Genomic DNA, 19,763 nt, shown 5'->3' with positions numbered 1-19,763 from the left:
GAATACCGCGGTTTTAGCAGGGGCGCGGGCCGTGTCCCACGACGTGGTGTCTGAGGCGTGAGGCCGGCCCGCCGGAGCGCTCCCCATAGCTGGCGCAGGCAGGCAGGCCGTTCGGGAGCGGGCGGTCACCGTGTGTCTTCGGTAAGTTGAGGTTGCTTCACGACCGTCAACGGACACGGAGACCACGATGACCGAGGACAGGATCGCTCTTCACGAGCTGATTGGAAAAAGCGCGGATGCCGACTTCCTGCGCGAGATGGTCGGCTTCGCCGCCCAGAGGCTGATGGAGCTGGAGGTCGAGAGCCTGTGTGGCGCCGGCTACGGCGAACACCGTAACGAGCGGCTGACCAAGCGCAACGGCTACCGGGAGCGGACCTGGGAGACGCGCGCCGGGGCCATCGACCTGCGCATCCCCAAGCTGCGGCGCGGCTCCTACTTCCCGGCCTTCCTGGAGCCGCGGCGCACGGCGGAGAAGGCGCTGATCGCGGTGATCCAAGAAGCCTACGTGCAGGGCATCTCGACGCGCAACGTCGATGACCTGGTCAAGGCGATGGGCATGACCGGCATCTCCAAGAGCCAGGTCAGCCGTCTGTGCCAGGACATCGATGAGCGCGTGCAGGCGTTCCTGAACCGCCCGCTGGAGGGCGACTGGCCCTTCGTGTGGCTGGACGCGACGTATGTGAAGGTGCGCCAGGACGGCCGCATCGTCTCGCTGGCCGCCATACTGGCCATTGGCGTCAACACCGACGGCCGGCGCGAGGTGCTGGGGCTCGGCCTCGGGCTGTCGGAGGCCGAAACCTTCTGGAGCGACTTCCTCCGTTCCCTGACGCGCCGGGGGCTGCGCGGGGTGAAGCTGGTGATCGCCGACGCGCATCTCGGGCTGAAGGCCGCCGCCTCCAAGGTGCTGGGGGCGACACTCCAACGCTGTCGCGTTCATTGTATGAGGAATCTCCTCGCCTGCGTCGGCAAGGCGCACCAGACGATGGTCGCGGCCACCATCCGCACCGCCTTTGCCCAGGAGACCGCTGAGGCGGCGCATGAGCAGTGGCGGCGGGTCGCTGACAGCCTGCGCCCGCGGTTCTCGAAGCTGGCGGCGCTGATGGACGAGGCGGAGTTCGACGTGCTGGCCTACATGGCCTACCCCAAGGATCTGCGGACCAAGCTGCACTCCACGAATCCCCTGGAACGCCTGAACGGCGGGATCAAGCGGCGCACCAACGTCGTCGGCATCTTCCCTGGGGACGGGGCGGTTATGCGCCTGGTCGGCGCCTTGCTGCTGGAGCAGCACGACGAGTGGGCGGTGTGCCGGCGCTACATGACCATGGAAAGCCTGAACGAGCTGTGCCACCCTCAGGCCATTGACCCGCTGCCCATTGCCGCGGAGTAGACCGGCGGCTTCAGCTCGCCGAAGAGCACAGAGGCCCCCTCAGACACTACGCCCCGGGACACGATCCAGGCGCGTCTTGTTACACCTTCTTGTGCAGCTTGCACCATCTCGCCCGAGCGGTTCCACGGCGGAGTCTCTCCTAAGCGAAACAGGAACAAGAAAGCCGCCGGAAAGCGAACCAATCAAGATCACAAATTGTCTGCCAGGAGCGTCCAACCACGGCGGTTTACGGGTCCCGATTGGGCCGATGCGCTTTGCGTTCTGTCTCGTTGACGGGCCGCTTCACCCCGGGGATGCGCCGATGGAAGGTCGATCGAGGGGGAGTGCCATGCTGGAGCGTAGTGCGTGTGAAAGAGAGTGGGCCAAGCGCTCCGTACTCGGAATGGCTGGCGTGGTGAGGCGGATCGGGCGGCGGTGCCTGGCAACGCGCGCCTGTCCGGGCCGGTGCTGGCGGCGCTGTTTGATGACCCAGCCGTGGGACGCGGCATGTTCAGGTATGCCAGTGACAGTGACTGCCACTGCTCCGCGTTTTTGGATTCGGACCGGGCAAACTGCGGACTGGGGTCGCGCATGGAGCACCTTGTCACCGTCGTGTCGCCGGAGTTCTCTGTGTGAGTCGCGTCGGCGCTGGACCGGACGGTGTGCGAGCTGGCGGGCATTGAGCTGTCGGCTGATCCGCCGTTGCAGGAATACACGCCGATTGGCTGCGGGCTGGGCGTGGAGGCCGTGACGGAAACGACCGCGTCCGGAACCATTGCCGAAGCGATGTCGGGCGCCTTGCCCTCCCCTGCCCGCTCGGCCAGAATGCGACGGCGCTCAGCCAGCGATTCCATGACGTGCCGGGCCGCTTCCCGGTGCTCGCGGCGGCGCAGTTCGAGGATGTCCGGCTTCGAGGCCTGCACCGCGGCGTAGCATTCCGCCTGCTCCGCCACTTGGGCTTCCTCGGCGGCGCGCTGACGGGTCCGCATGGCCACCGTTTGAGCCTCAAGTTGGGCCTGCCATTCCTCGGGGCTGAGCAGTGGCTTTGGCGTCGACGTCGCCGAGGCTACAGCGCTGTTCAGGACGGAAGTCGATGCGGTGGTGCGTGCCGGGCGGGAAGTCTGCGGGGCCGGAGCGGCACGCTCGGTAACCAGCCAGCGCCGCCAAATCGCCGACGAGTTGGCGGGCAACTGGGCGCTGTGGTGGGCCAGCAGCTTGCGGGTCATGCGACCGAGGTCTTCGGCGGTCAGGTCCGGCCGCTCGGCGGCAGCGTGTGCCAAGTCCTCCGGCGACGGCTGCCAGGGTGCGGTCGCGGTGTTGACGTTGGCTGGAGCAAGTCGCTCAGCGGCAACACCGAAGCCCCTCTTCACATCCCCGCGCACAAGCGCTGAGAGAGATGTGTTTTGATTCTGGGACTGTTCCGAGTCAGCGGGATGACTCCGAGAGTCACTCGGCTGACTCCTGGGCGCCGGGTTGCTGGAAAAAGCGAAGGCAAAGCCGACCAGTACAAATTCCCACCGGCCGCTCTTGGCATGGCCACGACGCGGGCGGCGCTCGATCAAACCGGCCTCGACCAGCCGGTCCAGGACGCCGAGCACCCAGGGGCGCGACCGCTTGAGGCGCTCGGCAATGGTCTTAGGGTGTGGCCAGCACAGGCCGCTGGGGTCGGCATAGGTCGCCAGCGCCGCCAGCACGGCGAAGGCGGACACATCGACGTCAGGGTGGTCCAGCCACGAGGCCAGGACAAAACCCCGCCGTCCCGAGAATTCCTTCGGGTCCACGGTGATCTCCTTGGTCCGCGATGTCGGTTGGACGCAAGCAAAGACTGTCCCTTAGCAGAATTTGGCGATTCTGCTTGTCGGACGGATCACCCTGACGTACTCTGGGCGGGCACAGTGCTCAGGTACGCCAGGGATTTCCCTGCTGCATCAACGCCTCTTGGGCCCCGCTTTGGCGAGCGGGGCCCTTGGCGTTTCAGGGGCCAGGCGCTACGTCATGGCATCCCTTCCTCCGTGTTGGTTGCGGGCGCAGGCGCGGCAGTCGCCGCGTTGCGGTTTCTGACCTTGCGTCGCTTGGCCGGTGTGGGCAGCGGGGGCACGGCAATAAAGGAACGGGCCAGCGCCGGGAGCTCGACACCGCGCAGCAGCAGGCCCTCATCGGTGACCTCGACCCCGGCTGCGGCTTCCGGGTAGGCCCCTAGGGCGTCCTTGAGCGCGGGGAGGAACAACTCACGAAATTTGCTCGGCGCTTGGCCATGCTTGCCGAACTGTGCGACCAAGCGCCTCCAGCCGACCATTTCGCTGGCATCGGTGCCCTGCTCGGCGAGTTCCGGCAGCCGATAGCAGAGATACATGAAGGCATCGATCGCCAGTGCACTGTCGGAGATGGTCGCCAACCGGTGCGTCGGGATGGGGATGGCCTTGGGGCTGCGGAAGGTGGAGAAGGCCTGCTCGCTGAGGCGAAGCGCCAGCGGCCAACGTACCTTGCCGATCTGACCTGCCAAAAAGGCTTCGATGTCGCTGTCGGTGAAGGCAACGCTCTCGATGAGCTTGGTGTCGTGTAACAACACCACGTCCTCATTCTTGAGGAACATTGAAAATTGCGAGAAGGCCAGCTTGACCAGCTGCTCCTTGAGTGATTTCTCGGCAGCATGGCTGTGCGGAATGCCCAGGCTCGGGATCCACGAGTTGATGCTCGGGATCTCCAGCCACCGGTCGCCCGCGCCGCGCTTGGGGTCGCGCGCCTGCGTCGACATCCACAAAATGAGCACGCGCGCGCGGGGCCCCCACGGCACACCGAACGCCGCCGACTTGCCGCCGGGCAGCGTGCGTTCTGGCGACAGAATGTTCAAACTGAAGGCGTCGTCGTAGCGGTCGAAGCGTATGGGATCTTTGGGTCGGGATACTGGCAGGCCCGCCGCGCAGAAGGACCGGTGCAGAAAGCTGGCGTCGATGCGCTCGCCCCCATGCGGCTGCACGGCGGTCAAATCGAGCTCCAGTTGCTCCAGCATGCGTTCGTGCGGGCTCTTGGCCATACCTGCTCCCCCTTCTCCGGCACAATTACACGCTTCACCCCCGCCTCGAGACAACAAGATCTTGTTCCGGTATCGGGGGGATAAGGCAGATTCTGGTGTCCGACTTCAGGTATCAGGGGGCTAAGCGCGCGCACCTTCCGGTATTAGGGGTATAAGGCTGTTGATCCACTTCCGGTACCAGGGGGCTAAGCGTCCGTTTTCCGGAATCAGGGGGCTTACAGGCCCTTGCGGGCTTCTGGAATCAGGGGGCTAACGCGGAATCGAGACGGCTCCGAGGGAATCGGTGACCCGGATTCGGGCGGTCGGATAACCGCTACCCAGTTTTCTACCCACAGCCTTATCCCCCTGATAGCGGAAGCGCCAATGGCCGCGCAGCAGTCTTTGTCGACTTATCCCCCTGATTCCGGAAGGCGTCTCAACAGCCCCACTCCCAGTTGGCCAAGCTAGCGCCTTCCGTGGTGCGTGTCACAGCGCCCCCCATGCGGACCGACCTCCTCATACACTCACGTAAGGCTCTGAACCGGATCTTACGGGCCCGGACCAAGCCCCGCGTGGCCAGCCGCCCGACCGTGGCCGCCACGATCGCATCACGGAGACCCTGTGTCCGACTCCCCCTGCTCTTGCCGCTGCCAATTGTGAATTCGACGAGCGCCGCATGGTCAACGGCCGGGCGGTATTGCTTTGGTGGCGTCGGTTGGGTCCTGCCGGCATGTCTTCGCTCACGATCGGCCTAGCGCCCGGCAGTGGGCAAGCTGGCGCAGTTCCAAACCAGCACTCCGCTGGTCTCTGGCGCCATCGAATAAGCCATGCGCGGCGGAGCATCGGGCTGTTTGCAGTTCGCGGATTGGCGGACCCGGCGCCGCCGATCCCAAGCCGCCACCCATGGCTGTCGAAGGCGCCTGCATGTGGTCCCTGCCCACTTTCTTGTGCCGTTGCACCACGCGCAGGCCGATGTCGCCGCCAATTTGGCGGCCAGCTGGGCGTGCTGCCGACCAAGGTGTCAAACGACTTCAGGAATGGGTCCATCCGCAAATTCGGTGCATGCCGGATGCGGATCGGCGCCGGAAAGAGCACATAGAGAGAACGTTATCCCTCTGTGAGTGTTCTGATTTCCTTGTCCAAGTCGCTGCTGTCCCTGCTTCCGCCTGGTCTCGCCGTTGATCACGTCACCGTCGCCCACGATCGCGTTGTTGTGGCCGTGCGATCTCGCGCCTCGACGGCGGCCTGCCCGGTGTGTCGGCGTCCGTCGCGCCGTGTGCACAGCCGTTACAGTCGCCGCCTTGGCGACCTGCCTTGGCAAGGCCGGGTCGGTCAACTCGACCTCCAGGTTCGCCGGTTCCGCTGCGCCGCTGTCGAGTGTCCGCGCCGCATCTTCGCCGAACGCCTGCCGGCCGTCGCCTTGCCGCAGGTTCGGCGGACGGTCCGGCTCTCGGAGGCCCAACGGCGCATCGCCCTCAGCGCCGGCGGCGAGGCTGGTGCCCGCTTGGCGGCTTGCCTGACCATGCCGGTCAGCGGCGACACGCTGTTGCGCCTGATCCGGGCGGCGCCCCTGCCGGCGGTGCCGACGCCGCGCGTCATCGGCATCGACGACTGGTCCTGGCGGCGCGGTCAGCGCTACGGCACGATCATCGTCGATTTGGAACGCAACCGTCCCATCGACCTGCTGCCCGACCGCCACGCGGAGACAGTGGCGGCGTGGTTGGAAGCCCATCCCGGGGTGGAGGTGGTTGCCCGCGACCGCGCCGGCGCTTACGCCGACGGCATACGGGCCGGCGCTCCGAACGCCGTTCAGGTCTCGGATCGCTGGCACCTTCTGCGCAATCTCGGGGATGCTCTGGCCGGGGTTCTCGACCGGCATCATCATGACCTGCGCGTGGCAAGCAAAGCGGCTTCGGGAGCCGCCCTGGAAGTTGGTACGGCCGCCTCGCCGTCCCCAGCGGCTGCACCGCTCCCGGCACCAGGGGCCGAGTTGCCAATGACGGATCGCCATGGCGTTCGGCAGGCTCGGTTTGACGAGGTGATGGCGTTGCACGGCCAAGGCTGGCCGATGAAGCGGATCGCCCGCACGCTCGGCATCAATCGCAAGACGGTTCGCGCGTGGGTGCGGTCCGGCGAACTTCCGGTCTGGTCGCAACGGGATCGCGGCAGCGCGGTCGATCTCCACGCCGTGTACCTCCGGCAACGCTGGTGCGAGGGCAGCCACAACGCCGCCCGGCTGTGGCGGGAGATCCAGGAACGTGGGTTTCGCGGGCAACTCCGCACCGTGCAGCGCTGGGTACGCCGCCTGCGCGATGCAAGCCCGACCTCAGTTGGCGCGGTCGGTTTGATGGGACCGTGGAAGATGCCCTCGAAACGTCGGGCAGCGTGGTTGGTGGTGGCCGATCCGGAGACGATCGATGCCACCGAGCAACGGTTCGTCGATGCCTTGCTCGTCCGATCCGAGGGACTCACCACGGTCATCGAGTTGGCGCGCGCGTTCAGCACCATGGTGCGTCGTCAGCAGGCGGACCGGTTGGATGGATGGTTGGCCGCGGCGAAAGAAACCGCACTGGCCGGGTTCGCCGCTGGGCTCGCGCGTGATCTCGCGGCGATCCGCACGGCGCTGTCGCTGCCGTGGAGCACCGGGCCGGTGGAGGGACAAATCAGCCGCTTGAAGACCATCAAGCGCACCATGTGCGGCCGCGCCAAGTTCGACCTGCTGCGTCACCGGATCCTGGAGGCCGCATGAACGGCAGCGTTCCAGCCCGCCCGCTGCACCGAAAACGCGGAAGAACCAGATTCTCACGTCGCCTGACACAAGGAGCCTGACGCGGTGGAGGCGGTAAGCCAAGCGTTCGGCAGAGGCCGAAGTCAGGCCTAGTGTCACGCCCGCGAAATTTGGTCCCCAAGCCTATAGCGGAGTCCAGTCATTCACAAATAACGATTAGGAACCTTATTTCGCGGACACCACACTAATAACTGAACACGCGAGTCCAAGCGTGCTGGCCGCCGCCGAAATAGGATGCAAGGAGCGTCGCACTGATGGTGTACCCGGCCAGGATACGTTGACCGAACCCGGAATGCGATCGTCGTCACATTCCGGCGGCACTTGCGAGATAGCTTCGTCAACGCCCGGGTGGCAGGTGCGTCGTTGCGCATGCGGAAGCCTTGACTGGGTCATTGAGAAAAAGAACAAAAAAAGAACAAAAACCAGGTCGGCAAGCGTGGCTGGCTGTTGAGGATCGGAAAGGGGCCAGACCGGAGGCCGCCATGGCACGGTGGCTTTGTCGGCTTCAGCACAGCGCGGAATGGCTGCTTCAGCCGGAGCGGCGAGACGGTCCGGAGTGCGGGCGGCGCATGCGCATTCGCTATGAGAAGCGTCGGGCGGTCTTCACGCTGACAGGGCTGGAGCGGTTGCGCCTGAAGGTGCAGTGGTGCGAGAACGCGGCGTGCTCGCGCCATCACCAGCCTTACCGGCCGGAAGCCGAAGGGCGCATCGCGTTACCCCACCATGAGTTTGGGCTCGATGTCATCGCCCTGATCGGCGCCCTGCGCCATCGTGCGCACCGCAGCGTGCCAGAAATCCATGCCGCCCTCACCGAGCGCGGGCTGCTGATCTGCGAACGCAGCGTTACCAATCTGCTCGACCGCTACGATGAACTGGTGGCCGCCGCGCTGGACGCGCCGAAGCGGGCGGCGCTCGCCGCTCAAGGCCGTGTCATCCTGGCGCTGGACGGCCTGCAGCCCGACGTCGGGCATGAGGTGCTGTGGGTGATCCGCGACTGCCTGTCGGGCCGGGTTCTGCTCGCCCGTCCGCTGCTCTCGGCGACCCAGGCGGATCTCGCCTCGCTGCTGCGCGAGGTGGCGGCGGCGCTGGAGGTGCCGGTGGCCGGGGTGGTGAGCGATGGTCAGCACGCGATCCGGCGAGCCGTGGCCGAGGCCTTGCCGGGCGTGCCACACCAGTTATGCCAGTTCCATTATCTGCGCGAGGCGGCCCGCCCCCTCTTCGAAGCCGACCGCCACGCCAAGAAGGAGCTGAAAAAGACGGTGCGCGGCGTGCGCCCGGTGGAGCGTCGGATGGAAGGACGCGACGATGAGGCGGCGCGCGTGGTCGCGGGCTACTGCGCTGCCGTGCGCTCGGCGTTGACCGACGATGGCCGCCCGCCGCTGGCCGCCCCGGGCTAAGACGGAAGGAGCGGTTGGAGGCGATCGCCGGCAGCCTCGACCGGGTCGCGACAAAAGGGGGCTGAGCAAACCGTTGCACCGGTTGCGCGCCCTGATCCGCCGCGGTCTGGAACGCACCGCGGCGCTGTGGCCGGACGTGCGGAAAACCCATCGCTGGCTGCACGCAGCGGCCCACATCCTCGGCAATCCCGCCACCCATCCTGCGACCACGGTCCAGGCCCGTTACGACCGCTTGATCGCCGCCTGGACCGCACGGCGCGCCCAAGCCGGCCGCTTGGCGCCGGCCGTCGCTCACTTCCTGAAGGTCACCGCCAGCGATCGGCCCGGCCTGTTCCACTGCTACGCGGTGTCCGGTCTGCCGCGCACCAACAACGACCTTGAACATCTCTTCGGCAGCCACCGCCATCACAAGCGCCGGGCCACCGGCCGCAAGGTAGCCTCGCCCTCCCTGGTGCTGCGCGGCTCCGTGCGCATCGTCGCCACCACCGCCACCCGGACCACCGCCTTCTCCGGACTTCACCTCGCCGCGATCAACCACCGGCAATGGCACGCTCTGCGCAACGCTCTGGAGGCGCGCCGCCATGCCCGTGCGTGCCGAACGCGCGTTCGCAGAATTCAGGACGCCTACCTTGCCGATCTCGAACGTCGCGCCGGACAGCCACGCTTGCCGACCTAGAAAAAAATGCGCCGCCCATGAGGTCCAAGGAGGACCTCATGGGAGCGCGGTCGTCGTCGTGCAGCCGTACGGGCCGGTAAGGAGGGTATTGCAGCCGAAGCAGCCGCTTCCGTACCGGGACGCGGACGAGGGACGGTAGCGGACCAGAGCGGGTGCCTGTGACCGGTGGCACCATGGGCGCGCATGTGATCCGGGGTGAGCCCGATGAGGGCGTTGGGAATGACGGCGAACCGGAGTATCGCACGGCTGTGGGCTAAGTGCCGGAGGCCGTCTGAACGGGTGCCGAATGAATGGGAGTGAGGCGCCGGAGCGTCTTTTGATTGCCGGGCGCGGGTCTGCCTCGGCCATGAACCCTACCTCGTTGGTCGGGTGGGTGGAAACACGGCGCTGATGGATGAGAAAGGTGAGTGGCTACCAGGCGCATTCAGATCATCGTCGAAGGCGTGGCGGTCACGGTAACAAACAGTGGGGGCCCGATGCCTCGGCGCAGGCTCTACCAAGTGCGCTGTGGCCGTTGAGGTGCCACTGCCCACGATGAGGCGCAGATCGACGACGTGGCGATTCTCAGGCTGCCGACCTCGGCGCAGTGACACCCTGGAGAGGCGCGATGTCCGGGCGCGCCATTATGCCCTGAGCCGCGGGATACTCGACGCGGGGCACGGCCGCCGCGCCCCGCGAGGCCATCGAGGCGCTGGCGGCGCTCGAAGCGGCCGCCCGACAGAAACACGCCGACCAGCGCGCCCAGTGAACGTCAACGGCCAAGGGAGGCTGTGCCATGCGCCCGGTCAATGCCATCGCCATCCTCTCTGCCCGTTCGGGGCCTTGCTCCGCTACGAGCGCGACGCTAAGACCAACGCCATTGTGCGGCGGATTGACACCGTATGGGACGCCGAGGCCAAAGCCTTTCTGGTCGACGACCCCGCGCCATTGGTGGCTGAGATCCGGGTGCGCATCGACCCCGAGACCAGGCTCCTCGCCGCCTTCGCCCGGGCCCGCGCCGCCTGCGACACGCTGCGCCGCCTGCATGCCCAGGCTGCGCACCGACGCCGGGCAGCCGGAGTATTCGAGAGTCCGGCTACCGACCTTCGCGACGGGCATCCTGCGGCGGATGCTCGACGCTGGGGAAGCCGCCGAGGCACGCGGGGCATCGAGAGGGTGCCTTCGCTGGTGGCGCGAGTCACAGCACATCCGTTGACCCATGCACTACACAGCACGTCAACACCGGCCCGAGTCGCCCAAGAGAGGCGCTCGCATGCGAACGCCTGATTCGGTTCACGCCCCTTTCGCAGCGGTGACGGATTGGCAGGCGCTCGCATGCGAGCGCCGAAACTGGGACACCAAGCGCTCGCATGCGAGCGCTTGGTGTCCTCGCGGACACACTCGCCTGTGTTCCCGGTCAAAAACAGCGATAATCCGCACACGGTCACTTCACGGCGAATCCGGGCTTCGTTACACAAGCCAGGAGACAACCGCGAGGGGACAACATGACTGTCGACGCTGAGGTCATTGAGAGGCCCAACGCCCGCCCCGCCAAACGGCGGACGACCAAGAAGGACCAGAAGACCCAAAATTCGGCCGTGGAGGCCGCCGGTGCGGCCGAAACCCCGGCGCTGCAGCGCGCCATCAAGAGGGTGCTCATCACCAGCCCGAAGGGCGGCTGTGGCAAGACGGAGCTCACGAAGAACCTCGCGGTCGCCGCCGCGATGGCGGGGTTCAACGTTGCGGTGGCCGACTTCGACCGGCAGAAGACCCTCAAGAAGTGGTGGGAACGTCGGCCGGACAGTCTGGCGACGCAGATCGAGCTCTACGAGGGCCAAATGGCCTCGCCGCGCGAGGTCTATCAGGTCACCGACCACGACCTGCTGATTATCGACACCCCGCCGGGGGTTGAGGATCACCCGGAGCAAATCAAAGCGCTCATCACCGCCGCCGACTACGTGCTCGTGCCGTCGCAGCCCAGCATTTCGGACACCGAGTCTGTGGCCGCCTGGATGGGGTTCGTGCGGACCCTCGGACGCCCCGGCGCGTTCGTTCTGAACCGCATCAACAAGTCGGCGACCAAAAGTCTAGACATCGCCAAGCGCGATCTGAATAAGGCCGGTCTGCTCTGTCCCATCGAAGTGCCGCAGTACACCGACTTCGACAACGCGGCGCGCCTTGGCGTCAGCGTGCTCGAGGTCCGCGGGATGTCAGGGGCGGACGACATTCAGGCGGTGTGGCATTTCCTGCGCAATCAGCTGGGGCTCTGAGAATGCAGAAGGCGACCAAGTCAACCGCGAGCACCTCTGGCACTGCACCCCTGGCCATGTCGAAGCGTCAGGCCGCGCAGATGCTGGCGGACGGCGCTGGGCAAGCGGAGGCCCTGCCCCCTACAGGGCTGATCAACGACGAACGCTTCCAGGCGGTCAGTCTGGCCGTAATGGATGCCCGGTCGGAGGCCGAGTTTGCCGCGGAGATCGCCCGGCTATGGCAGGCGGCCTCCGCCCACTTCCTGGCAATCGGGCGCTACCTGGTCCTCGCCCACCAGAAGCTCGGCAAGGATCGCTACTTCTCGATGGTCAATGGCGACGAATTCCCGTTCTCGCGGGGCATCGCCTACAAGCTGAAAGCGGTGGCCGAAGCGGTGGACGGTGGCCGGTTACCGGAGGATCGTCTGCCCGGCGACTACTCCGTCGCCTACATGCTCGTCACGTTGAGCAGCGAAGAGTTCCGGCTGGCCGAGTCCCGGAACCTCGTGCGGGCCGACGTAAAGCGGCGTGAGGTCGATGACTTCAAGCGCACCGTCCGGCAGAATGTCATTGAGCGCCGGAGCGCACTGGCGAAACGCCGGGAGCAGATCGTCGCCATGCAGCGCAAGTTGGCCGAGGAGCTTCGTCAGATCGAGGCCGAACTCGGCAGCGAAGTCATCGACGCCGAGGCTGTCGAAATCGCAGACTGAAAACGGCGACGGACAAAAAGGCCCGCCTGTCCGGTGAGGGCGGCGGGCCCTCTCATGCACGGCCCTACCCTTCTCAGGGCGCCTGGTTCTGCGAGAAGGATGACGGCGGCCCGTCGCCGGAGCAGGAGAACGCAACCCCGGGCTCGCCCGGCACGCTGCGCGACCGCGCTCCACAAGTCGGCGGAATCTGAGAGCATGTTTGTAGCAGGGTCATCCCGGCCGGCGCGGAGCGAGATGCTACTTTAAGCTGAAGAGGGGATTTGCGCCGGGCGGATGGTCTGGTAGGGCTGTGACCTTCGTCAACAACTGTCGGACCAGCAGCTTATGGGCACCGCCGTTCGTCCCGCAAGCACCACGCCGGCGGCGTGGGACGCGTTTACCGACGTGGACGCCTTCGTGGATGAGGTGCTGACCGAACTGGCGGCGATGGCCGCGGACGGCAGGCGGCCGACGCGACCCGGGCCGAAGCCGCCGTTGACCGGAGCGGCGTTGCGCAAGGCGATTATGGCGGTCTGGTGCGTGTGCTATTGCGGCATGCAATGGCGGGCCATCGGCCAGCTCTCGGGCATCCCCTTCGGCACGCTCTTCGCCCTGTTTGCCCGCTGGACCCGCCTTGGGCTGTGGCGCCGCTTGCTCGACCGGCTGCGCCGGACCTGGCGTGTGGCGTGCGGCGACACGCCCGAGCCGAGCACCGTCGTGATCGACAGCCGGACCTGCCGCTCGGCCCCAAGCTGCTTCGCGCGGGGCGTCGACGGCGGCAAGAAGATCCGTGGGGTGAAGGTCCATATCGCGGTCGAGAAATACGGCCTCCCGCTGGCGGTTGATGCCTCCCCGGCCAATGTACACGATACCAAGGGCATCGTGCCGGTGCTGCGCCAGCTCGTCGGGAAAGGCTTCCAAGGACCAGCCATTGGCGATCTCGGCTATCGCGGCGAGCGCCTGGCCAAGGTCGGCGAAGACCTCGGCATCACCGTCAAGGCGATCGCCCGCGGTCGGAACGGGACCTTCATCCCAGTTGGAATCAGCTGGGCGGTGGAGCGTTCGTTCGCCTGGGCCGCTCGCTACCGCCGATTGAACATCATCGTCGAGCGGACGAAGGAGCACCTCGTCGCTTTCGTCGAGATCGCCTTCGTCTCAATCCTCGCACGGCGCCTGAAGCGCCTCACCGCCCACGCCGTCAGCCCATGACATCTACAAACAGCTTCTAAACGACGAAAATCAGGGCGGTGGCAGCGACCCGCAAAGTCGGCTTTCAGCGGATCGAAGATCCGCCTGACGCCATCAGCGCATCGCTGAGCGATGTGTGAGAGGTAAACCGCTGCCAGTATTCGCAGAAGTCCGGGCTGGGGCGCATCTGCCCGATCCGACGGCCAGCCGCTTGGGCTCCTGCGGTGGTTCGCGCGGAAGGCGACTTCCTGGGGGACCGACCTTGAACCGGAGTGCGGCGAGAACGGTGCCGACCGTGAGTACCGCCGGGCGTCTGAGCCCTGGACCTCTCATCGGCAGCAACCGCCTCCTCCGGATCGCGGTTTCGAGTCTCGCTCGGCAATGTCACACTGAGACAACTCGGTTCTCAACCCGGAAAAGGCGAAGGGGATGCGGTCGGCTCGGTCTCTCGCGGTGCTGCTCGTTGGCACGCTGTTGTGTGTTGGTGAGCCAGCGGAAGCGGGCACGCTGGAGCGCGTGCACGATGCGGGCCTCCTGCGCTGTGGCGTGACCGCCAGCGGGCGCGGCCTGTCCACCATGGACCAGTCCGGGCGCTGGGAGGGCTTTTACACCGACATGTGCCGTGCGCTCGCCGCCGCTGTCGCTGGCGGCGCCGACCGGGTGGACTTCGTGGAGGTCACCTCGGCCAACCGCTTTGACGTCCTGCGCCGCGGCGAGGTGGACGTGGTTATGGGGGCCACCACCTGGACACAGCAACGCGACACCACCCTCGGCGTCAATTTCCCGGTGGTGTATCTCTATGATGGGCAAAGCTTCATGGCCCACCGCTCTTCGGGCATCGCGAGCCTGATGGACCTGGCGAAGCTCGCCGCCAGAACGACCGTCTCCGTCTGTGTCGTCGAACACACGACCAGCATGCGCAACTTGGAGGCTTGGCTGGCCCAAACCGGCACGCCGCTCGCGACGAAGCGGACACGCTCGTCTGATGGAGCTCTGTCGGCCTTCTTCAATCACCATTGCGACCTCATCACCAACGACCGCATCGGGCTGTACGGCAAGCGCCTGGACGACGCGCCGAACGGTGATGGTTATGTTGTCTTCCCCGAGGTCATTTCCAAAGAGCCGCTCGGGCCGATGGTGCGCGCCGATGACAAACGATGGTTCGACATCGTGCGCTGGGTCGTTCTCGCCACCGTCCTGGCTGAGGAGAAACGCATCACCGCGGCCAACGCCGAGGCGATGAAAGCCTCCGACGACGCGGAGGTGCGCAAACTGCTGGGCGGCAGGCCCGGCTTCGGCTCGGGCCTCGGCCTGGATGACGCCTGGGGCTGGCGGGTGATCACGCAGGTGGGGAACTATGGCGAAATCTACGACCGCCACCTGGGCAAAGGCTCCGCGTTGGGCATCGAGCGCGGACCGAACGCCCTGTGGATCAACGGCGGCTTGCTCTACGCGCCGCCGCTGGGAGAGTGAGGCCGGTCACCCATTCGGATATCGGACTATGAGTTCCGGCCCAAAGCAAGCGCCGCACGGGGCGGAGTTCCTCCGATTCTGCCGCTCGGACAGGTATGCATTACTCTGTTAGGAGAGGGCGGAACCCTGTCTGGGTTAGCCGTGTTGAACGCGCAGGATCAACCGCACGGAGGGCTTTGAATCGTCACGCCTCCCAACAGCAAACGACCGATCAAGGGTAACTTGTCGGTAGGCCCTGCTGGTCATGTGAGCAACCAGCAGGGCCTTTCCATGTGGTCTGACGACGCATCAAACCCGATCAGTATCATCGCTGAAATGTACCGTTACCCAAAAAAACTCTCCCTGAATTATGACCGTCGCGCTTCTGGGGTTTGTATGATGCTCGAAGATGGAGAGATAACTTCGACAAACACCGCCTTGTGAGTTTCTCCTACCTTTACTGAGCTGGTCTTTGCACGTTTAGGGCGGTCGGCAGGCGACGTGAATGAGCCGATCCAGGAGCTTGGTCGGGATTTCGGCGTTGTCGCGGTCCTGCCGGGACGTTGCGAAAGTCGGCGCGGTCCACAGCTCGCGGCGCACCAGGGCGAGCGCATCACTGAAGGTGGGCTCGGCCTTGCGATACCAGCGGACGCTATCCAGCCGGAGCCCGCGGTCGGCGGCGAGCCGGTCCGCCCACAGCGTGACGAGCGAGAACAGCCCGAGCAGGGCCGGCGTGGTGCGCAGGATCGCCCGGTCGGACCACTGCCGCTGCGTCTCGACGCCGAGGTGGCGACGGACTTCGGACAGCGTCACCTCGACGCGCCACCTTTGGACAAACCAGCCGAGGATCGCCACCGGGTCGGCGGCGGGATCGGTGCTCAGAAACGCCTGCGGCGGTTTCTCGCCTTCGCCGTCACGCACCAGCACCCAGCGGATCGCCACTTGGCGGCCGGGGTGATGCCAAATGGCCGTGCCCGAGGCGAGGTCGAGCCGCCGCTCCGTCTTGCCGTACCAGCCGCGCAGCGTCACCCGCTGCCACGCGGTCGCCGGATCGGCCAGCCGCTCGTTCAGCGTGGGCAGCCGCGCTCCCTTCACCCGCGGCCGCCCCAGGGTCCGCGCGGTGCGCGCCGGGGCCGGCTCGTACAGCCCGGCATCGAGGCGCAGGCGGGTGATCACGTTGACGTGCGCGGCGACGGCGCGCAACAGCTCAATGGCCGAAAAGCTGCTGTCGGCCACGGCGATCACGGTCCGGCCGGGCAGCCAGCGTAGGCCGCTGACCTTGACGAAGTGGCCGTGGCTGGAGCGCACCGGGTCACGGTCGATGCCGCGCAGGGCGATCCGTTTGCCCCAGCGGCGCTCGATGGTGTCATCAAGGGCGATGACCACCGGTCCGTGCGGCACCAGAGCGCTGACGAGGCGGTGCAGCAGCACGCGGGCGACGCGCCGGGCCGACCAGCGGGCGGTGCTCAGCACGCGATGATAGACGGCGAAGCCGCTGGCCTGCTCCAGGCCCATGACGCGCAGCGCACCCGTGACGGTGCGCCGGCCGGGACACAGCACGGTCCCGGCGACCAGCACCTGGACGTGGTGCCAGGTCGCGGCGGAAAAGCAGCCGATGAAGGGCCAAAGCCACTGGACCAAAGGGCGCGGCACCGTGTTGACCATGAGGGCGCTCCGAGGGATGGCGCCACGGCAACCCGTGCCGGAGGAGGAGATCACGACGGCCGCCAAAAGCGACGCGCTGCGCGAGCGCATCGCGGCCTTCGCCTTTCCGCACGGCGGGGTCGAGGTGGTGCGCGCCAATCGCGGCTACACGCTCTACAGCCGCCGAACCGGCGGGCCGTTGGCTCGCCTACGCCCGACCGGACGCGACGATACGGTTCAGGTGCTCTGGTGGCGTCGCGATGCCTGGGCCGCTCCCGGCGACTTCGGGTCCGTCATCATGCCGCTCGACGAGGCGCTCGACTTCATCGCCACCGAGGGCTTCTTCTGGATCAACGCCTAACCTCAAGCGCTCAAAACGTGCAAAGCCCAGCTGAGGTCGGGTGGATGTTGAACTCAAGCCAGGCGTCCACCTGGTCATCTTGGTACCGGTGCTGCAATTCGACCGGCACCTGCGCCTCCATCGCGCGCCGGACAGCGGCTTCGACCGGCGTTCCCACAGAAGTTGGCCAGGCTTCCCAGGCCGTTTTGCCGAGCACCGCTGGTGTCGGAATGCCTTTGATCCGCTCACTTTGCCGATTCTGGTAAGTGATGCGGTAGTCGCGGTCGAGGGCGACAAAGGCATCGCTGATGCTCTCCAGGATGTCCGTTGCACGGCGGTTGGCCGCTTGGACCGCTTCCGCGGCCGCGCGCTCCTCCGTGCGGTCGCGCAAAATTTTGAGAAAGCCTTGGGCGCCGCTGTCGCCGAGCGGAGTCACCATACCCCGACCCCAAAAATGGCGACCGTCCTTGCGTAGGTGCCAACGTTCGTCTTCGGCGCGACCCGCCTGCCGCGCGGTTTGCATCTCCCGCTCCGGAATCCCAAGTGCACGATCCTCCGGTGTGAAGAGGAGGCCCAGATCGCGGCCAATGACCTCCTCTTCGGACCATCCAAGGATGTTGTACGCACCGGCGTTCCACCCGGAGATGTGGCCCTGAAGATCAGTCGTGATGATGGCGTATTCCGTGGCGCTTTCCAGAACCGTGCGAAGCCGGGCCTCGCTTGCCTTCAGCTTGGCTCGGCTCTCCTTGAGGTCCGCGTTGACGCGCCGGAGATCCGCGTTGAGCAAGGCCACGGTTTCGGCATCTGCCGTGCTTGCCGCCATTCGAACATCGTGCGTTGCCCGATCCGGCAAGTCCTTACATTCGACATTTCGGACCGGCATATCCCCGGGATCAGCGTTTCTCGGTAGCTCTTTCCCGTTCTTCTTCCGCATGGGCCCGAAGCCTTCCCTCTTTAGCAATCCCGCAGATGTTTACCAGCGTCGCCGTGTGCTTCCGCTCGCAACAGGAACGCAAGATGCCGTGGCGGTTGATCTAAAAAACACTTCATGCTGGCCCTGGCAAAGGAATCGCAAGTGTCGCTGCATGGCAGCCTGATTGTGAAGCTATTTACCATGATGTTAACAATTTGCGAAATTTTGATAATCTTTGGCAGGGCCGGATCATGTGTCGGCCCATCTGCTGCCAGTGATCGGGCGAGCCCAGGCCACCACATGGGATGCCGGCGCCCGTCAGCGATGCCCTGCTGGTGAGCGGACACTCTCTCCGGGTCCACGCGCCCCCAGGGCGACGGTTGGCTCTGTGGGACCTGACCGCATAGGCTATTTTGCCAGTTGCACAAACAATGTGTGCTTTGACTAGATTTCTCTTCGATTCGCGCAGGGTCCATAGAGAGCACCTGGGCCGCCGACAGGCGGCCCCTTTCTTTTGCCACATCCGTTCGGACGAAGTTCATTCCGGGTATCCGGTCTGCAAAGTCTCAAGCCTTGAATGCGGTTGTCCGGAAAGGGCAGCGCCATGCGTCAGACCTGGGCCGTCGCTCAACATCGGGCTTTTCCGCGACCGCGCATGCGGCCGAAATCGCCAATGGCGAGCCGCAGAGTTGCCTTGGCGTTCGGTCCGCCAGGCACCCTCCTGCTCGCCATAGCGCTCCTTGGGGTGCAGGCACGGTTTCTCCCTTTCCTTGTGGCTGTGCGTCCTCGTGCATTACTCCGCTGTGGATTTCCCTTGTTGCTGGCGATCCTGGTGAACCCCATGCGAGACAACTCCGCCCGCAGCACCGCGTTGCAGTCCTTTTTGTACTTACGCCACAGGGCGAAGGACTGGGACGCGTTGCCTCACCTTCCGGTGCATCCACGGTGAATGCCATCAGGTCGGCACCATGGCGCGGGGATCGCGCTGGTGGTTCTCAGCGCCAGAGGACTGCATTCATCGGCTTGAACACGCGATCCGGCACCCCCACGCCAATACCAAATTTCCGGAACCGTCTTGAAAGAGCGCAGTTGTCCACTCGGCGTCTCGCGATAAGCCGGAACCTTCACTGCGTTTCCGCTTCGCGAAGACCGCCAGATCTTCATCCGTAAAGATTGGAACTGGATATGCGCTACGTGAACGTCGCAACTGCGTCAATGATGCTCCTGCTCGCCGGATGCGCGTCGGGCATGAACGATCAAAGCAGCACCGGGTTTTCTGGAGCCTCCTCCGGCAACTCTGGCGTGAGCAACCAGATCATCTCACCGAATGAGCGCGGCATGGGCCAGAGCATGACGCGGCGTTCCCTTGGCGACGCCACTGAGGCGGGGTCCGGCAGCAGCACCTCGACTTATTACGGCACGGGACAAAGCCGGACGGACAACCGGACCACGTCGCCGAATGAGCGCGGTATGGGGCAGAGCATGACGCGGCAATCATTGCCCAACCCCTCCGGGACCCAATGGTAAAGCTGTTGCCGGTCGTTCCGCCGAGCCGCGCACGAACACGTCGGGCGATATCCTGTAGAAGCCGGCGGCGCTGAGATATGAGAGCCGGGCAGGGGCTGGCGGGCACGTACGCGTTGGAGCGACCGGCACCAGCGACAGCAAGATCGCAACCCGCATGACGCCAGCCGAGCGGTCCGGTTTCGCGGGCTCAAAAGCTGTTGTCTGACGGCCGTGGCGCTTTACAGGAGGGCCATGGAAAGCAACAGGAACGGCCCGCGCACCTCGTTCGTCGCGGTGTCGGTCGGTCGGCTCTCAAACCACATGCAAAGGTCGGCCTTGCAGTTCCTCTTCGTCACGCCCAGCCACGCCAAGATGGCCGCAAGCCCATGCGCACGTGGGATCGTATGCGGCGGCCAGCGTGGGCTCAGCGGTTTGTGGGGAGGAGAGGCCAGCGATGTGTGGGAGAGGCATTGGGCGTGCCGGACATCGCTGGCCCGTGATGTGTCGCTGGCGGAGCGACGGTTCGGATCGTACATCGAAAGGGGTAGGAGGGCAGCGAGAAA

General features: G+C 65.7%; 12 protein-coding genes and 1 pseudogene. 9 read left to right on the top strand and 4 right to left on the bottom strand.

Features of this window, described 5'->3' with window-relative positions:
* Positions 1–187 precede the first annotated feature (187 nt).
* Positions 188–1,387, top strand: coding sequence for an IS256 family transposase (locus tag M2351_RS32120; RefSeq protein WP_264660066.1), 1,200 nt, complete (start codon positions 188–190; stop codon positions 1,385–1,387).
* A gap of 188 nt (positions 1,388–1,575) precedes the next feature.
* On the opposite strand, the gene M2351_RS32115 is transcribed toward M2351_RS32120, so the two are convergent.
* On the bottom strand, positions 1,576–3,147 hold the full coding sequence (locus tag M2351_RS32115) for a helix-turn-helix domain-containing protein (protein WP_264660065.1): 1,572 nt from the start codon (positions 3,145–3,147) through the stop codon (positions 1,576–1,578).
* Between the two features lie 212 nt (positions 3,148–3,359).
* Positions 3,360–4,400 carry a replication initiation protein gene (locus M2351_RS32110; RefSeq protein ID WP_264660064.1) on the bottom strand — a complete coding sequence of 347 codons (1,041 nt, stop codon included), beginning with the start codon at positions 4,398–4,400 and terminating at the stop codon, positions 3,360–3,362.
* Between the two features lie 1,105 nt (positions 4,401–5,505).
* Between M2351_RS32110 and M2351_RS32105 the strand changes: the two genes are divergently transcribed.
* The 6 genes and pseudogenes from M2351_RS32105 (at position 5,506) to M2351_RS32080 (ending at position 14,818) form a co-directional block, all read left to right on the top strand.
* Positions 5,506–7,128 (top strand): ISL3 family transposase, encoded by a 1,623-nt coding sequence (locus M2351_RS32105; protein ID WP_406567473.1) that lies wholly within the window; start codon positions 5,506–5,508, stop codon positions 7,126–7,128.
* Positions 7,129–7,736: 608 nt separating this feature from the next.
* Positions 7,737–9,240: pseudogene (locus tag M2351_RS32100) on the top strand (ISNCY family transposase).
* Between the two features lie 1,484 nt (positions 9,241–10,724).
* A complete protein-coding gene (locus tag M2351_RS32095; RefSeq protein WP_264660062.1) occupies positions 10,725–11,489 on the top strand; it encodes a ParA family protein in 765 nt (254 codons plus the stop codon).
* Positions 11,490–11,491: 2 nt separating this feature from the next.
* The gene (locus M2351_RS32090) at positions 11,492–12,178 is read left to right on the top strand and encodes a hypothetical protein (protein WP_264660061.1); all 687 of its coding nucleotides are present in this window, start codon (positions 11,492–11,494) and stop codon (positions 12,176–12,178) included.
* Positions 12,179–12,502: 324 nt separating this feature from the next.
* A complete protein-coding gene (locus M2351_RS32085) occupies positions 12,503–13,366 on the top strand; it encodes an IS5 family transposase (protein ID WP_264660060.1) in 864 nt (287 codons plus the stop codon).
* A gap of 432 nt (positions 13,367–13,798) precedes the next feature.
* Entirely contained in the window at positions 13,799–14,818 is a 1,020-nt protein-coding gene (locus M2351_RS32080; RefSeq protein WP_264660059.1) for an amino acid ABC transporter substrate-binding protein, read from the top strand.
* Between the two features lie 459 nt (positions 14,819–15,277).
* Here the strand turns inward: M2351_RS32080 and M2351_RS32075 are convergent, their stop codons facing one another.
* Positions 15,278–16,462, bottom strand: a complete 1,185-nt coding sequence (locus tag M2351_RS32075) for an IS701 family transposase (protein ID WP_264660058.1) — start codon at positions 16,460–16,462, stop codon at positions 15,278–15,280.
* Positions 16,463–16,478: 16 nt separating this feature from the next.
* Here M2351_RS32075 and M2351_RS32070 point away from each other — a divergent pair, with 16 nt between their 5' ends.
* Positions 16,479–16,802: a hypothetical protein gene (locus M2351_RS32070; protein WP_264660057.1), complete on the top strand. Its 324-nt coding sequence runs from the start codon at positions 16,479–16,481 to the stop codon at positions 16,800–16,802.
* A gap of 10 nt (positions 16,803–16,812) precedes the next feature.
* Here M2351_RS32070 and M2351_RS32065 read toward each other — a convergent pair whose 3' ends face one another.
* Positions 16,813–17,715: a PAS domain-containing protein gene (locus M2351_RS32065; protein WP_264660056.1), complete on the bottom strand. Its 903-nt coding sequence runs from the start codon at positions 17,713–17,715 to the stop codon at positions 16,813–16,815.
* 1,164 nt (positions 17,716–18,879) lie between these two features.
* Here M2351_RS32065 and M2351_RS32060 point away from each other — a divergent pair.
* Positions 18,880–19,221 (top strand): hypothetical protein, encoded by a 342-nt coding sequence (locus M2351_RS32060; RefSeq protein ID WP_264660055.1) that lies wholly within the window; start codon positions 18,880–18,882, stop codon positions 19,219–19,221.
* The last annotated feature ends 542 nt before the right edge of the window (positions 19,222–19,763 follow it).

This window comes from Azospirillum canadense (assembly GCF_025961225.1).
In the GTDB taxonomy this organism is placed as follows: Bacteria; Pseudomonadota; Alphaproteobacteria; order Azospirillales; family Azospirillaceae; genus Azospirillum; species Azospirillum canadense.
Note: the sequence above shows the minus strand (reverse complement) of the source record. Positions and strands in the feature narration are given on the sequence as shown.

What these genes read in the sequence shown, in the direction of transcription:
- M2351_RS32095 (WP_264660062.1), top strand. Translation starts at nt 10,725, where the DNA reads ATGACTGTCGACGCTGAGGTCATTGAGAGGCCCAACGCCCGCCCCGCC.
- M2351_RS32120 (WP_264660066.1), top strand. Translation starts at nt 188, where the DNA reads ATGACCGAGGACAGGATCGCTCTTCACGAGCTGATTGGAAAAAGCGCG.
- M2351_RS32060 (WP_264660055.1), top strand. Translation starts at nt 18,880, where the DNA reads ATGCGCTACGTGAACGTCGCAACTGCGTCAATGATGCTCCTGCTCGCC.
- M2351_RS32075 (WP_264660058.1), bottom strand. Translation starts at nt 16,462, where the DNA reads ATGGTCAACACGGTGCCGCGCCCTTTGGTCCAGTGGCTTTGGCCCTTC.
- M2351_RS32090 (WP_264660061.1), top strand. Translation starts at nt 11,492, where the DNA reads ATGCAGAAGGCGACCAAGTCAACCGCGAGCACCTCTGGCACTGCACCC.
- M2351_RS32065 (WP_264660056.1), bottom strand. Translation starts at nt 17,715, where the DNA reads ATGCGGAAGAAGAACGGGAAAGAGCTACCGAGAAACGCTGATCCCGGG.
- M2351_RS32085 (WP_264660060.1), top strand. Translation starts at nt 12,503, where the DNA reads ATGGGCACCGCCGTTCGTCCCGCAAGCACCACGCCGGCGGCGTGGGAC.
- M2351_RS32070 (WP_264660057.1), top strand. Translation starts at nt 16,479, where the DNA reads ATGGCGCCACGGCAACCCGTGCCGGAGGAGGAGATCACGACGGCCGCC.
- M2351_RS32110 (WP_264660064.1), bottom strand. Translation starts at nt 4,400, where the DNA reads ATGGCCAAGAGCCCGCACGAACGCATGCTGGAGCAACTGGAGCTCGAT.